Source organism: Streptomyces sp. AHU1, from assembly GCF_045343905.1.
Classification (GTDB): domain Bacteria; phylum Actinomycetota; class Actinomycetes; order Streptomycetales; family Streptomycetaceae; genus Streptomyces; species Streptomyces triticiradicis.
The window spans coordinates 2,895,661-2,909,876 of the sequence record NZ_CP174283.1; the positions used below are offsets into that span (position 1 = coordinate 2,895,661).

Consider the following 14,216-nt stretch of genomic DNA (forward strand, 5'->3'; position numbering starts at 1 on the left):
CCGGGACCGTACAAAGTCCGTCCCAGAGGCCCGACAGCGGGGCCACTCAACAGCGGTTTCCTGGCAATGGGCCCTCGAAAGGCTGAGAATGGGCTGTCTGACCCAATATTGATTCCGGGGTCCGGATTCTCAGCTCTCACACATCTCTCACTCAGCCCGGCTCAAAGGTTCCTCCATAGCTTTTGGCCGCGCCCACAGGGGCGCCAAGAACCTTTGAGGAACGGGATGTTTGGCATCTATCTCAAGCGTGAACTGAGCCGGCGCAAGAAGGCGGCGCTGGTGATCGCCCTGGGTCTGGCGCTCGGTATCGCGCTGGTGATCACCGTCAACTCGGTGTCGGCCGGCATGCAGCAGGCCCAGGACAAGGTCCTGAAGTCGCTGTACGGACTCGGCACGGACATGACGGTCGCCAAGGCCCGGACGGCGCCGACGAGCGGCTCCTCGGGCCGGCCGAAGTTCGACTTCGACGCCAAGTCGGACAGCAGCAAGACCCAGAGCTCGGACCGGGTGATGACACAGGGCGGACAGTCCCTGAAGTCCTCGCTCGTCACCGAGGTCGCCGCGCAGAAGGGCGTGGCGAGCGCGGTGGGCGCGCTGAGCCTGAACGTCACCAAGGTCGACGGCTCCTTCACCCAGGGCAAGGCGAAGTCCACCACCTCGGGCTCCGGCCAGCAGGGCGGGCCCGGCGGCCAGGGCGGCGGCACCGGCGCTCCCCAGGTGCAGGGCGGCGGCGCCTCCTTCGACGTGAACTCCTACTCGGTCGCCGGCGTCGACGTGACCCACCAGGACCTCGGTCCGCTGGCCACCTCGAAGATCACCACGGGCAGGACGTTCACGGCGTCGCAGACCTCCGCGAAGGTCGCGGTGCTCAGCAAGTCGTACGCCAAGGAGAACAAGTACAAGGTCGGTTCGACCCTCAAGATCTCAGGCAAGAAGTACGAGGTCATCGGCATCGCGACGCCCGACAGCAGCGAGTCGGCCACCGACGTCTACCTGCCGCTGAAGCAGGCCCAGACGCTCGGCGACGCCAAGAACAAGGTCACCACGATCTACGTCAAGGCGACCGACTCGAAGCAGATCTCCACGGTCAAGGCGACCATCCAGAAGAACATCTCCGGGACGACCGTCACCACCTCCGCCGACCTCGCGGACACCGTCTCCGGTTCGCTGTCCACCGCCTCGAACCTCGCCACGAGCGTCGGCAAGTGGCTGTCCGTCGCGGTCCTGATCGCCGCCTTCCTCGTCGCGGCGCTGCTCACCTCCTCCGCCGTCTCCCGCCGGGTGCGCGAGTTCGGCACCCTGAAGGCGCTCGGCTGGCCCTCCCGCAAGGTCACCCGGCAGGTCGTCGGCGAGTCGATCGTGAACGGACTGCTCGGCGGCGCCCTCGGCATCGCCCTCGGGCTCGCCGCGGCCTACACCGTCACCGCGATCAGCCCGAAGCTGACGGCGGAGCTCGGCTCGACCGGCGGCGCGGGCGGCCCCGGCGGCATGGGCGGTCCGGGCGGCCCCGGCGGGGCGGCCTCCGCGGCCAAGAACACCGTCGACATCGCCCTCACCGCGCCGGTCTCGGTGACCACCATCGCGCTCGCCGCGGGCCTGGCCATCACCGGCGGTCTGATCGCCGGCGCGATGGGCGGCTGGCGCGCCTCCCGGATGCGCCCGGCGGACGCGCTCCGCAGCGTCTCGTAACCCGTCCCCGGCCACATCCCCTGAGCGGGGGCGCCGCGGCCACTCCCCCGGGCCGCGGCGCCCCCACCCCTTCATCCTCGGAGAAACCTCATGTACAAGCTCACCGGCGTCACCAAGCGCTACACGCGGGGCAAGGAGACGGTCGAGGCGCTGCGCGGCATCGACCTCACCATCGAGGACGGCGACCAGCTCGTCATCCAGGGCCCCACCGGCGGCGGCAAGTCGACGCTGCTGCAGATGATCGGCGGTCTCGACCGGCCGACCTCCGGCGGCGTCGAGCTGGACGGCGTGGACCTCGCCGCCATCAGCGAGGCCAAGCTGACCCGGCTGCGGGCCGAGAAGATCGGCATCATCTTCCAGTCGTTCAACCTCATCCCGACGCTGACCGCGCAGGAGAACGTCGAGACCGCCCTCGTCCCCCTCGGGGTCAAGCCGGCCGAGCGGCGCGAGCGGGCCGCCGAGGCACTGCGCTCGGTCGGTCTCGGCGAACGGCTCGCGCACGTCCCGACCGAGCTGTCCGGAGGTCAGCAGCAGCGCGTCGCGATCGCCCGGGCGCTGGTCAAGAAGCCGAAGGTGCTGCTCGCCGACGAACCGACCGGCAACCTCGACGAAGGCACCCGCGACGACATCATGGGACTGCTCGAAGGGCTGTGGCACGAGTACGGGCTGACGTTCGTCATGGTCACCCACGACTCGTCCATCGCCCGCCGCGCGCCGCGCCTCGCGACCATCAGGGCCGGGCAGATCACCCTGACCGAGCAGGCCGGCGCCCGCCGGTCCGTCCCCGCCGGGGAGGGCCCGGATCACCTGCCCGGGCAGGGGCGGTACGCACAACAGCTGTACACGCCCGAGCAGTTCACACGGGAGCAGTACGGCGCGCCCCAGGGCCACTGAGCCCCGCGACGGCCCCGCCGCCCGCACCCGGCCCGCCTCACAGCTCCTCCTTCGCACCCACCCGCGCCTCCCGGGCCGCTCACCGAACCGCGGTGAGCGGCCCGGCGGCGTTCAGGCCTGGCCGGTCTCGAAGCGGCTGATCCTGCCGTCCTCGTCGACGGTGAAGCTCCACCTGGTCTTCATCTCGCCCCAGGTGTCGTTGCGGTACCGCACGAGGAGGGAACGTCCGCCGGCGGACTCGCTGTCGACGTCCATGTGGCCGCGCGAGGAGAAGATCTCCCGGTCGGTCCAGTCGCCGAGGTCACGGTCGGAGCCGTCGTCGGACATGGTGGCGCCGGGCGTGAGCAGCGCGTCGAAGGCGCTCCGGTCGTGGGCGTTCACCGCGGCGACGAAGGCCCGGACGGCCGGGTCGCTGAGTCTCGTTACCTGAATGCTCATGGCAGTCAGGCTCACACCGGCCCCCCGCGCCCGCCACCCGAACGGCCGCGCAGGCGCGTCGGGCACGTTCGATCGGTGCGACGGTGGACACCCGGGAGGGAACCGTTGCCGCTGTCTGGACTGGGAGTCATCGTGACCTGCATCGACCGGCGTGATCTGGGACTGCTGCTGCTCCGTCTGAGTACGGGCGGTGTGCTGGCGGCGCACGGGGCGCAGAAGTTGTTCGGCTGGTTCGGCGGCGGCGGCATCGAGGGAACCGGACAGGCCATGGAGGCCATGGGGTACGCGCCGGGAGAGGCGAGTGCCAGGGCGGCGGGGCTCGCGGAGGCGGGCGGCGGCACGCTGCTGGCGCTGGGCCTCGCCACGCCCGCGGCCGGTGCCGCGGCGGCCGGCGCGATGGCGGGCGCGTCCGCCGTGCACGTACCGAACGGGTTCTTCGCGATGAACGGCGGCTACGAGCACGCGGCCTCGCTCGGCCTGGCGGCGGCCGGCCTCGCGGTGACGGGTCCGGGCCGGCTGTCCCTCGACCACCTGATGGGCCACGCCGTGAACCGCGGCTGGATGGTGCCGGTCGCCCTCGGGACGACGGCGGCGGTCACCGCGGTCGTCGTGGGCGTCCGGAACAAGCGGGTGCGCCAGGAGCGGGAGGGCAAGCAGGAAACCCTGTTCGAGGAGTAGGCGTCGGCCCCGCGGACCCGGGGGAGGCTCGCCCCATGCCTGATCGCACCGCGGACGACGACCCGGCCGGGCGCACCGGCCCCACCCCCGCCGGACACACCGGGGCCGACGCCTCCGGGCGCACCGGCGCCGGCACGGCGGGCGGACCCGCCCGGGACGCCCCGCCCGCGGGCCCGGCCGGGCTGCCGACCACGGCCCGGGCCGGGACTCCGGCCGGGCGCGCCGCCGACGGCGCGGACCCCTGGCCGACGATCGACCTGCTGCGCGCCTGGCTGGACGCCGACCGGGCGCACGACGGCCGGGAGGGGCTGCTGCTGCGGGTGCTGAAGCTGTCGGAGGAGGTCGGCGAGGTCGCCCAGGCGGTGATCGGCGCGACGGGCCAGAACCCGCGCAAGGGAGTGAGCCACACCTGGGACGACGTCCGCTCGGAGCTGTGCGACGTCGTGATCACGGCGATGGTGGCGCTGCGCACGCTCACCCCGGACGCCCGCGAGGTCTTCACCGCCCGGCTGGCGGCCGTCGCCGACCGCTCGCTCGGCGGGACGCGCGACGGGTCCCCGAGCGCGCCGCCAACCCCCTGACGGGCAAGGGAACTTCACCGGCCGACCCGCACGGCGACGGCGTCGAGGCCGAGGGCCTGACCCGCGACGAGGGGAAGAAGCCGCGGACGACCTGGTCCACGGTCGCGGACCGACCATCGGGAACAGGGTCCGTACACGCCTCTGGGCTCGGCCCCGGTCCGTGGACCGGGGCCGAGCCCAGAGGGCAGACGAGTCGGGCTGTACGCCGGGTTCTGTCGCCCGGTCGCCTCGCGGCGGCCGGGGAGACGGCCATCCATCTAGGACCGGCGTTGCCGCCGGCCTCGTGCGGTCTACCCGCGGACTCGGGCGGGCAGCCCTCGAACGTCCGCGCAGAGCCGCTTTCCCTCGCGAGAGAGCGGCTCCTCTTGACCTTGCTCCGGGTGGGGTTTACCTAGCCGCCTGAGTCGCCTCAGGCGCTGGTGGTCTCTTACACCACCGTTTCACCCTTACCGGGAACCGGAGTTCTCGGCGGTTTGCTTTCTGTGGCACTGTCCCGCGGGTCACCCCGGGTGGCCGTTAGCCACCACCCTGCCCTGTGGAGCCCGGACGTTCCTCGGGAAGCCCCTAAGGGGACTCCACGCGGCCGTCCGCCCGGCTCGTCTGCCGTGTGGACCATGCTACCGGGCGCCGGTCCCTCTTCGGTCCCGCCGCCGTCGCCAGCACCGAGCCCGCCAGGATCAGCAGGAAGGCGGCCAGGACCCCCGCCGTGAGGCGCTCGTCCAGGAAGGCCGCGCCCGCCGCCACCGCGACCGCCGGGTTGACGTAGGTGATGACCGTCGACCGGGTCGGGCCGACCTCCTTGATGAGCTCCAGGAAGGCGACGAAGGCCACGGCCGTGCAGATCACGCCCAGGCCCGCCAGAGCGGCCAGGACCTCGGCCGAGGGCATCGCGGCGGGCCGGCCGGCCACGGCGGCGGGGGCGTAGACCAGGGCGGTCAGGGTCAGGCAGGGGGTGATGAGCTGGAGGGTGGGGATGTCCTTCAGACGGCGGGCGGCTATCAGGGGGGCGGTGGCGTAGCCGATCACGGTGAGCAGCACCTCGGCGAGGGAGCGGGCGTCACCGCCCGTGAGGTGCGGGACGGTCAGGACGCCGACGCCGGCCAGACCGAGGACGAGACCCGCGATCCGGCGTACGCCCAGGACCTCCGCGTCGCCGAAGAAGCGGGCCGCGAGGACGCCGACGATCGGGACGCCCGCGATCAGCAGTCCGGCGGTGGAGCTCGACAGATGCCGCTCGGCGTCCGTCAGCGTGAACCAGGGGCCCATGATCTCGATGCACGCGAAGGCCAGCATGGGTGCCCAGTGCGCCCGGACGGTGCGGACCAGACCGCCCTGCCGGATCGCGAAGGGCAGCAGGAGCAGTGCGCCGAGAGCACAGCGCGCGAACACCACCGTGGCCGGGGAGAGATCCTCCACCGCCACCTTGATCAACAGATAGGGGATACCCCAGACCACTCCCATCAGGGAGAACAGGAACCAGCCGCGTGCAGTCATACGGGCAGTCTCGGCCACCGCCCGGCGGCGGGTCTTGAACGCTGTTGCGCTCAGGGGGAGGGGGGCAGCACGCTCGCGCGGTACGCCGCCGGGGTCACGCCCAGGACCCGGCGGAACCACCGGGTCAGGTGCGCCTGGTCGGCGAAGCCCACGAGTGCGGCGACCTCGGCGGGGCGCAGTCCCGACTCCAGGAGCCGGCGGGCCCGGTTCACCCGGTGCTGGGCCAGCCAGGCGTACGGCGGGATCCCCGTCGTCGTGCGGAAGGCGCGCAGGAGCTGGTAGCGGGACAGGCCCAGGTCCGTGGCGAGGGCGGCGAGGGAGGGCGGGTCCTGGAGTTCGTCGGCGAGGCGGTCGCGTACGGCGTCGGCTATGCGCGCGGCGCCGGGGATCTCGTCGCGGTCCGGGCGGGCCGTGGAGTGGCGCCGGGTCAGCGCGGCGAGCAGCCACGGGAGGCGTGACTCGGCCTCCAGCGGGTCCGGACAGGTGCTCAGTTCAGTGTGCGCGGCGCGCAGCGCGGCGGCGAGTTCGGGGTCGTCGAGCAGCCCTTCCCTGAAGTGCGGGAGGCCGCCGACGGCGCCCTCCGAGAGCAGGGACGGCTCCGCGTACAGGGCCCGGTAGGCGTAGCCGTCGCAGGCGGCGGGACCGCCGGTGTGCGTCTCGCCGGGGGCCAGCACGACGACGGATCCCGGACCGGTCCGCAGCTGGCCTCCCCGGTAGCCGATGAGCTCCGAGCCGCCGACGCTGACGCCGATGGTGAACTCGTCGTGGGTGTGCGGGGCGTAGCGGTGCCGGTCGAAGCGGGCGGTCAGCAGGTCCAGGGGCCGGCCGCCCCGGCCGAGGACGGCCCGGGTCCAGCGGGCCTCTTCCCTCACGGAGGGCTTCGAGGGGTGCCGCGCGGGTTCCGTCACGGTCCCGGCCGTCGCCTCTCCCCGTCCGGTCATGGCACTTCTCCCCCTCGCTCCCGTGGTCGCCGTGTCCGCTCCACAGGGCCAACACGCGCGTCCCCCGTTTCCATGCCGGAGGCCGCCCCCGGATCGGGCGGGCGCTCCCGGATCAGGCGGGTTCGAACCGCACCTTCTCCGTCCCGGGGTCCGCCCGGGCGAGCCGGACGGGCAGACGTTCGCCCAGGGGTAGGGGGACCGTACCGCCCGAGATCCGGGCGAAGACCGCCGGGGACTCCAGCTGCACGGTCCCGACCGTGGGGTCGTGTTCCGTCACGTCCACCACGCAGGCCTCGAAGAGGTCGCCGACCCGGTCCTTGAGGAGCGCGGCCTCCACGATGTCGACGCACTCGCGCTCGACGGTGCCCGCGCGCCGGCTGCCCTCGGCCATCTCCTTGGGCAGGGCGTCGAGCGCCGCGAGGACCCATTCGGGGGACGGCAGACCGGCGGCGGCCGCGAGGCAGATCTCCGAGGCGTAACGGTCGACGAGTCGGCGCAGCGGGGCCGTGCAGTGGGCGTAGGGGGCGGCGACGGCGGCGTGCACGGTGACCTCGGGGAGCGCCCCGTCCCGGAAGACGGTGTACCCGGCGCCGCGCAGCAGGGTCGTGCACTCCTGGAGGAAGGCGGCGTGGTGCGGCAGGCGCGGGTCGAGGGAGCGGACGAGCTGCGCGTACGAGACGTGGTGCGGCCAGTCGACGCGCAGGGCCAGGGCGGTGCGGCGCAGCCGTCCGACCGCCCCGTCGGGCGCGGCGGGCAGGGTCCGCAGCACTCCGGTGCCGTGGTCGAGCATCAGCTCGGCCGCCGCCATCCCGGTGAGCAGGGAGATCTGCGCGTTCCAGCCCTCGGCGGGCAGCGGGGCCCGGTAGGCGAGTTCGTACGTCCCGTCCTTCTCGAGGATCTCCTGCTCGGGCACGCCGAGCGAGATGCCGCCGCGCTCGGCCTCCAGCGCCTCGCGCAGGGTGCCGACCTCCTTGAGCAGGGCGAGCGGTTCCTCCGCCGTTCCCTCGTCGATCCGGTGCTGCGCGGTCGCGTAGTCCAGTCTGGCGCGGCTGCGGACCAGGGCGCGGCGGACGTCGGTGATCTCGGCGCGTCCGTCCGGGCCGAGGTCGATCGTCCACAGGACGGCCGGGCAGGTCTGGCCCGGGAGGAGGCTCGCGGCGCCCTCGGAGAGCCGGGGCGGGTGGAGGGGGACCTTGCCGTCCGGGAAGTAGAGGGTCGTCACGCGCCGGTGCGCCTCGGCGTCCAGGGCTCCGCCGGGCGTCACGAAGGCGGCGACGTCGGCGACGGCGTACTGGACGCGGTAGCCGCCCCGCTCGCGGCGGGAGAGGTGCATCGCCTGGTCGAGGTCCTCGGACGTCGGCGGGTCGATGGTGAACAGGGGGACGTCCGTCGCGTCGTACGCGGGCAGCCGGGCCGGCGGCCCGACTTCCGCGAGGGCTTCGGCCGGGAAACTCCCGGGCACGCCGAGCTCGGTCCGCAGCGCGCGGAGAGCGGATCGCAACGGGGCCTGCGGGGCGCCGGTGACGCGGACGTGGCGGCGGGGCATGGGTCGAGCGTAGGCCGGGGCCGCGCGTCGGGCACGCGGAGCGGGGCGCCCTCCGGGCGAGGGGCACCGGTTCACGCCCGCTGCACCGGCGACCGGCACCGACGGGACCGACCACCGGCGGAACCGGCAGGGCCGGTGGGTCCGGTGGGGCCCCGGTGAGCCCGGTAGGGCCGGGGACCCGGTGGGACCGGGGGCTCGGCAAGCCCGGGGGCCTGGTAGGCCCAGCAGGCCCAGCAGGGCTGGTGGGGCTGGTGGGCCCAGCAGGGCCGGTGGGCCCGATGGGACCCCGGTGGGGCCGGCAAGGTCGGGGGCAGAGGCGGGTGGGGGAGGTGGGTTGGTCGGGACCGTAGGCTGGCTGCGGTCCGTACCACCGTGAGGAGAACCAACCGTGCTCGTGCTGCTGCCGCCCTCCGAGGGCAAGGCACCCTCCGGCCGGGGAACCGCGCTCAAGCCGGAGTCGCTGTCCCTGCCCGGTCTCGCGGAGGCGCGCCGGGCGGTCCTCGACGAGCTGGTCGAGCTGTGCGTGGCCGACGAGGAGAAGGCCCGCGAGGTCCTCGGACTGAGCGAGGGCCTGCGGGGCGAGATCGCGAAGAACACGGAGCTGAGGACCGCGGGCGCCCGCCCGGCCGGGGAGATCTACACGGGGGTCCTGTACGACGCCCTGGACCTGGCCTCGCTGGACGCCGACGCCGGACGGCGCGCGGGCAGTTCGCTGCTCGTCTTCTCCGGGCTGTGGGGCGCGGTGCGGGTGACCGACCGGATCCCCTCGTACCGCTGCTCGATGGGCGTGAAGCTGCCCGGTCTCGGGGCGCTGGGCGCGCACTGGCGTGCGCCGATGGCCACCGCGCTCCCCGAGGCCGCGGGCGACGGGCTCGTGCTGGACCTGCGCTCCTCGGCCTACACGACGGCGTGGAAGCCCAAGGGCGAGCTGGCGGGGCGGACGGCGACCGTACGGGTGCTGCACGCGCGACTGGTGGACGGTGTCGAGAAGCGGTCCGTCGTCAGCCACTTCAACAAGGCGACCAAGGGCCGGATCGTCCGCAGCCTGCTCACCGCGAACGCCGCTCCGAAGGACCCGGCGGAGCTGGTGGAGGCGCTGCGGGACCTCGGGTACACGGTGGAGGCGGAGGCCCCCGGCAGGGCGGGCAGTCCGTGGGCGCTCGACGTGGTGGTGCGGGAGATCCACTAGAGCGGCCGCCCACTGAGCGGCTGCCCACCGGGCGGCCGCCCGTCGCGAAGCTGTCCGTCGCGAGGCCGTCCGTCGGTCGTCGGGCGGCGTACGGGCATCTTGCCGCCCCATCAGCGTTGCATCATGTGCAATGACCTTTGCGCATGATGCACGCCCCGGGCACGATGAGGGCATGACGCCGTCATCGCCCCCGCCCTCGCGCGCCTCCGTCCTGGATCTCGCGCCCGTCGTCCCCGTCGTCGTGGTCACCGACGTCCACGACGCGGTGCCGCTGGCCCGGGCTCTGGTGGCCGGAGGGCTGCCCGCCATCGAGGTGACGCTGCGGACCCCGGCGGCGCTCGACGCGATCCGGGCCGTCGCGGACGAGGTGCCGGACGCGGTGGTGGGCGCGGGCACGGTCCTGACGCCGGAGCACGTGGCCGATTCGGTGGCGGCGGGCGCCCGCTTCCTGGTCAGCCCCGGCTGGACGGACGGACTGCTGGACGCGATGCGGGCGTCCGGGGTGCCGTTCCTGCCGGGGGTGTCCACGGCCTCCGAGGTGGTGGCGCTGCTGGAGCGGGGGGTGCGCGAGATGAAGTTCTTCCCCGCGCAGGCGGCCGGCGGCACGGCCTACCTGAAGTCACTGGCGGGGCCGCTCCCCCAGGCCCGGTTCTGCCCGACGGGCGGTATCGGCCCCGAATGCGCCCAGGACTATCTCGCGCTCTCCAACGTGGGCTGTGTGGGCGGAAGTTGGATGCTTCCGGCCGACGCGGTCGCCGCGCGGGACTGGCGCCGGGTGGAGGACCTGGCACGGGCGGCCTCGGCACTGCGGCGGTAGCCGGGCGCGACGAGTGTGCCGCCGTGCCGCTGTCGTACCCGTGACGTACAACTGGTCGCATGACGACCGGTATCCCCGCCGAACCCCCTCCCTTCGCAAGGGAGTTGCTGCGCTGGCGGCGCACCCGCCGGGTGAGCCAGCTGGAGCTCGCCTCCCGGGCGGGCACGACCCAGCGGTACGTCAGCTTCATCGAGCGCGGGCGTTCGGTGCCCGGCAGGGAGATCGTGATCCGGCTCGCCGAGTCGCTGGACCTGACCCTGCGGGAGCGCAACGCGCTGCTCCTGGCGGCCGGTTACGCCCCCGCTTTCACCGAGTCCCCGCTCGACGCGGCCGCGCTGGAGCCCGTGCGCGAGGCGCTGGACGGCATCCTCGAGGGGCATCTGCCGTATCCGGCGGTGGTGGCGGGACCGCGCGGTGAACTCGTCGCCGCCAACGCCGCGTTCGACGTCCTGTCCGAGGGGGCCGCGCCGGAGCTGCTGGAACCTCCGGTGAACGTGCTGCGGCTGGCCCTGCATCCGCGCGGGATGGCGCCACGGGTGGTGAACCTGGACGCCTGGGGCCGGCACATCGTGGAGAACCTGCGGGCCCGCTCCCTGCGCAGCCCCGATCCCCTCCTCGACGCGCTGGTGGAGGAGTTGGCGCGGTACGTACCGGTGAGCGAGCCCGGCGCGGACCACCTCGGCTTCGCCGTGCCGCTGCGACTGCGATGCCCGGAAGGCGAGTTGAGACTGCTCACCACCCTCACGTCGTTCGCGACCGCGGTGGACGTCACGCTCGCCGAACTCCATCTGGAGGCGTTCCTCCCGGCGGACCGGGAGACCGCCGGGATCCTCCGCGACCGCGCCGCCCGGCGGGGGTGAAGCCGCCGTGCGGCGCCGGGTCCGGCGCGGCCGGGGTCAGCGCAGGTGCGAGGTGTCGTTGAACAGCCGGACGCTCGCGTTGCCGTCCGCGTAGTACGCGACCGCCGAGAGCGACGCCGCCGACAGTTCCATCCGGAACAAGGACTCCGGCGGGGCTCCGAGGGCCAGCCGTACCAGGGTCTTGATCGGGGTGACGTGGGTGACGAGCAGGACCGTGCGGCCCGCGTAGGAGGCGATCAGCTTGTCGCGGGTGGCCGCCATGCGGTGCGCCGTCGCGGCGAAGCTCTCGCCGCCGCCGGTCGGTTCGGCCTCCGGTGAGGCGAGCCAGGCGTCCAGGTCGTCCGGGTGGCGTTCGCGCACCTCGCCGAAGGTCAGCCCCTCCCAGGCGCCGAAGTCCGTCTCGCGCAGACCGTCCTCGACGACGACGTCGAGGCCGAGGCGGGCGGCGACGACTCCCGCGGTCTGGCGGGTCCGGGCCAGCGGCGAGGCCACGATCGCCTGGATGGTGCCGCGTGCCGCCAGCGCCGCGGCCACCCGCTCCGCCTGCTCCCGGCCCGCGTCGGACAGCGAGGGGTCGCTGCCGCCGCTGCCCGAGAACCGCTTCTGCGGGGTCAGCGAGGTCTCGCCGTGCCGCAGCAGGACGAAGGTGGCGGGGGCGCCCATGTCGGGGGGTGCGCTCCAGCCTGCGGCGGGCGTCGTCGTACGTCCGGAGGCCACGTTCCTCGCGGCCCGCTCGTCGTCGCCCGCCTTTCCGGCTCGGCCGGCGTCACCAGGCGTTCCGGCTCGGCCGGTGTCACCCGGCCCCGCGGGCGCCTTGCCGGCTTCGCCGCCGGTGGACGGGGTGCCACCCGTCGCCGTCGCCCGACTGCCGCCCGTCACGGGCTGATCGCGCAGTTCCCCGCGCCCCTCACGGGGCGCGGCGGCGCGGGTGCCCGTCAGGGCCGCGCGGGCCTTCGCCGCGCCCGCCGCCGCGTCCCCGGGCGGGCCCGTGGGCTCGGGCACCGCGGACCGCGCCGCCCTCGCGGCCGGCTCGGCCGTCGACGCCGACGGCGACCAGGCCTCTCCGCGCCTGCCCGCGTCCATCGCCTCGTTGGCCAGCCGGTCCGCGTGCTTGTTGCGCTCGCGCGGGATCCACTCGTAGGTGACCTGGGAGGCCGGAAGGACCCCGGCCGCGCGCGCGGCCAGGGGCTTCATGTCCGGGTGCTTGATCTTCCAGCGTCCGGACATCTGCTCGACGACGAGCTTGGAGTCCATCCGGACCCTGACGCGCGCGGTCGCGTCGAGGTCGCGGGCCGCCTCCAGACCGGCGATCAGGCCCCGGTACTCGGCGACGTTGTTGGTGGCGACGCCGATGTACTCGGCGCGCTCCGCCAGCGTTTCCCCGCCGGCCGCGTCGATGACCACGGAACCGTAGCCCGCGGGCCCCGGGTTGCCCCGGGAACCTCCGTCGGCCTCGACGATGAACTCCCGCACGGACGAGACTCCCTACAGGCCGGACTCGGCCGTGCGCACCAGGATGCGCTGGCAGTTCTCGCAGCGCAGCACGGCGTCGGGAGCGGCCGCCTTCACCTCGTTGACCTCGGTGATGTTGAGCTCCAGGCGGCAGCCCTCGCAGCGGCGCTGGTAGAGCCGGGCGGCGCCGACGCCGCCCTGCTGCAGGCGCAGCTTGTCGTACAGCTTGAGGAGGTCGGCGGGCACCGTGGCGGCGATGACCTCGCGCTCCTTGGTGACCGAGGCCGTCTCGCCGTCGAACTGCTCGAAGGCGGCGTCACGGCGGGCGGTCGCGTCGTCGGCCTTCGCCTGGACGGAGGAGACCCGCTCGGTCAGCTCGGCGACCCGCTCCTGGGCGGACTCACGGCGCTCCATGACCTCGAGGACGACGTCCTCCAGGTCGCCCTGGCGCTTGGCGAGGGAGACGATCTCGCGCTGGAGGTTCTCCAGGTCCTTCGGGGAGGTGACGGCGCCCGAGTCGAGGCGCTGCTGGTCGCGGACGGCACGCTGGCGCACCTGGTCGACGTCCTGCTCGGCCTTGGTCTGCTCGCGGGCGCAGTCGCTCTCCTCGGTCTGCGCGGCGACGAGCAGGTCGCGCAGCTGGGCGAGGTCCTTGTTCAGCGACTCGATCTCGGCGTGCTCGGGCAGCGACTTCCGCTTGTGCGCGAGCTGCTGCAGACGCGAGTCGAGGGACTGGACGTCGAGAAGTCGGATCTGGTCGGCGGGCGCGGCGTTCAGTTGGGGGCTCCTGAGATGTCGTTGGGTGAGGCCGCGTGGGCGGTCCAGGGGTCGGTGACCGTCCGGGAGACGTGGACGCGCAGTCCCCATCCCTTCCGGTCGGAGATCTCGTCGAGCTGGGCGGCGGCCAGCTCGCACCAGGGCCACTCGGTGGCCCAGTGCGCCGCGTCGAGCAGCGCGAGAGGGCTGTGGGCGCGGGCCTCCGACACCGGGTGGTGCCGCAGGTCCGCGGTGAGGAAGGCGTCCACGCCGGCGGCGCGCACGTCGTCGAAGAGGCTGTCCCCGGAGCCGCCGCTGACCGCGACGGTCCGCACCAGGGCTTCGGGGTCGCCCGCGACGCGGATGCCCTGCGCGGTGGCGGGCAGCCGCTCGGCGGCCCGCGCGGCGAGTTCGCGCACGGTCAGCGGATGGTCCAGCTCGCAGACGCGGCCGAGGCCTCGGCGCCCCTCGGGGTCGGTGGTGTCCGGCACGAGGGGCCGTACGACCCTGAGGTCCAGCGCCCCGGCCAGCGCGTCGCTGACTCCCGGGTCGGCGCGGTCGGCGTTGGTGTGGGCGACGTGCAGCGCGATGTCGTTCTTGATCAGCGTGTGCACGACCCGGCCCTTGAAGGTGCCGGCCGCCACCGTCGTCGTACCGCGCAGGTAGAGCGGGTGGTGGGTGACGAGCAGGTCGGCCTCCAGCTTCACCGCCTCGTCGACGATGTCCTGGACCGGGTCGACGGCGAACAGGACGCGCGTGACCTCCTGGTCGGGGTCGCCGCAGACGGTGCCGACCGCGTCCCACCCCTCGGCCCGCTCGGGGGGCCAGAGGACGTCGAGCGCGGCGATGACTTCAGACAGACGGGGCACGGGGAAAAGGCT

General features: G+C 73.8%; 13 protein-coding genes, 1 other RNA gene and 1 pseudogene. 7 read left to right on the top strand and 8 right to left on the bottom strand.

Going from position 1 to position 14,216, the window contains the following annotated elements:
• Nucleotides 1-225 precede the first annotated feature (225 nt).
• Together ACICHK_RS13110 and ACICHK_RS13115 are read left to right on the top strand one after the other, a co-directional pair.
• On the top strand, nt 226-1,689 hold the full coding sequence (locus ACICHK_RS13110) for an ABC transporter permease (protein ID WP_406837027.1): 1,464 nt from the start codon (nt 226-228) through the stop codon (nt 1,687-1,689).
• 90 nt (nt 1,690-1,779) lie between these two features.
• Entirely contained in the window at nt 1,780-2,583 is an 804-nt protein-coding gene (locus tag ACICHK_RS13115; protein ID WP_406837028.1) for an ABC transporter ATP-binding protein, read from the top strand.
• 111 nt (nt 2,584-2,694) lie between these two features.
• Here ACICHK_RS13115 and ACICHK_RS13120 read toward each other — a convergent pair whose 3' ends face one another.
• Nucleotides 2,695-3,021, bottom strand: coding sequence for a nuclear transport factor 2 family protein (locus ACICHK_RS13120; protein WP_151473219.1), 327 nt, complete (start codon nt 3,019-3,021; stop codon nt 2,695-2,697).
• Between the two features lie 132 nt (nt 3,022-3,153).
• Here ACICHK_RS13120 and ACICHK_RS13125 point away from each other — a divergent pair, with 132 nt between their 5' ends.
• Nucleotides 3,154-3,699 carry a DoxX family membrane protein gene (locus ACICHK_RS13125; RefSeq protein ID WP_151473218.1) on the top strand — a complete coding sequence of 182 codons (546 nt, stop codon included), beginning with the start codon at nt 3,154-3,156 and terminating at the stop codon, nt 3,697-3,699.
• 182 nt (nt 3,700-3,881) lie between these two features.
• On the top strand, nt 3,882-4,280 hold the full coding sequence (locus ACICHK_RS13130) for a MazG-like family protein (RefSeq protein WP_406841212.1): 399 nt from the start codon (nt 3,882-3,884) through the stop codon (nt 4,278-4,280).
• Between the two features lie 185 nt (nt 4,281-4,465).
• Here the strand turns inward: ACICHK_RS13130 and rnpB are convergent.
• The 4 genes and pseudogenes from rnpB to ACICHK_RS13150 all read right to left on the bottom strand — a co-directional run bounded on the left by rnpB (nt 4,466) and on the right by ACICHK_RS13150 (nt 8,261).
• An RNA gene (gene rnpB / locus ACICHK_RS13135) (RNase P RNA component class A) lies at nt 4,466-4,879 on the bottom strand.
• Nucleotides 4,880-4,994: 115 nt separating this feature from the next.
• Nucleotides 4,995-5,774 (bottom strand): annotated as a pseudogene (locus ACICHK_RS13140) (DMT family transporter); the annotation flags it as partial.
• 50 nt (nt 5,775-5,824) lie between these two features.
• Nucleotides 5,825-6,646, bottom strand: coding sequence for an AraC family ligand binding domain-containing protein (locus ACICHK_RS13145; RefSeq protein WP_406841213.1), 822 nt, complete (start codon nt 6,644-6,646; stop codon nt 5,825-5,827).
• 181 nt (nt 6,647-6,827) lie between these two features.
• Entirely contained in the window at nt 6,828-8,261 is a 1,434-nt protein-coding gene (locus tag ACICHK_RS13150; RefSeq protein ID WP_406837029.1) for an RNB domain-containing ribonuclease, read from the bottom strand.
• Between the two features lie 388 nt (nt 8,262-8,649).
• Here ACICHK_RS13150 and yaaA point away from each other — a divergent pair, with 388 nt between their 5' ends.
• From yaaA to ACICHK_RS13165, 3 genes are all read left to right on the top strand, one after another.
• Complete coding sequence (gene yaaA / locus ACICHK_RS13155) at nt 8,650-9,450, top strand: peroxide stress protein YaaA (protein WP_406837030.1); 801 nt, start codon at nt 8,650-8,652, stop codon at nt 9,448-9,450.
• Between the two features lie 172 nt (nt 9,451-9,622).
• On the top strand, nt 9,623-10,267 hold the full coding sequence (eda, locus tag ACICHK_RS13160; RefSeq protein WP_406837031.1) for a bifunctional 4-hydroxy-2-oxoglutarate aldolase/2-dehydro-3-deoxy-phosphogluconate aldolase: 645 nt from the start codon (nt 9,623-9,625) through the stop codon (nt 10,265-10,267).
• A gap of 59 nt (nt 10,268-10,326) precedes the next feature.
• A complete protein-coding gene (locus ACICHK_RS13165; RefSeq protein WP_406837032.1) occupies nt 10,327-11,127 on the top strand; it encodes a helix-turn-helix domain-containing protein in 801 nt (266 codons plus the stop codon).
• Nucleotides 11,128-11,163: 36 nt separating this feature from the next.
• Here ACICHK_RS13165 and ACICHK_RS13170 read toward each other — a convergent pair whose 3' ends face one another.
• From ACICHK_RS13170 to ACICHK_RS13180, 3 genes are read right to left on the bottom strand one after another with little or no spacing between them, the layout of a single operon-like run.
• On the bottom strand, nt 11,164-12,600 hold the full coding sequence (locus ACICHK_RS13170) for a bifunctional RNase H/acid phosphatase (RefSeq protein WP_406837033.1): 1,437 nt from the start codon (nt 12,598-12,600) through the stop codon (nt 11,164-11,166).
• 12 nt (nt 12,601-12,612) lie between these two features.
• Entirely contained in the window at nt 12,613-13,356 is a 744-nt protein-coding gene (locus ACICHK_RS13175) for a zinc ribbon domain-containing protein (protein ID WP_192582313.1), read from the bottom strand.
• Nucleotides 13,353-14,204, bottom strand: a complete 852-nt coding sequence (locus ACICHK_RS13180; protein ID WP_151468269.1) for a Nif3-like dinuclear metal center hexameric protein — start codon at nt 14,202-14,204, stop codon at nt 13,353-13,355. Before ACICHK_RS13180 ends, ACICHK_RS13175 begins: the two co-directional genes overlap by 4 nt.
• Nucleotides 14,205-14,216 lie beyond the last annotated feature (12 nt).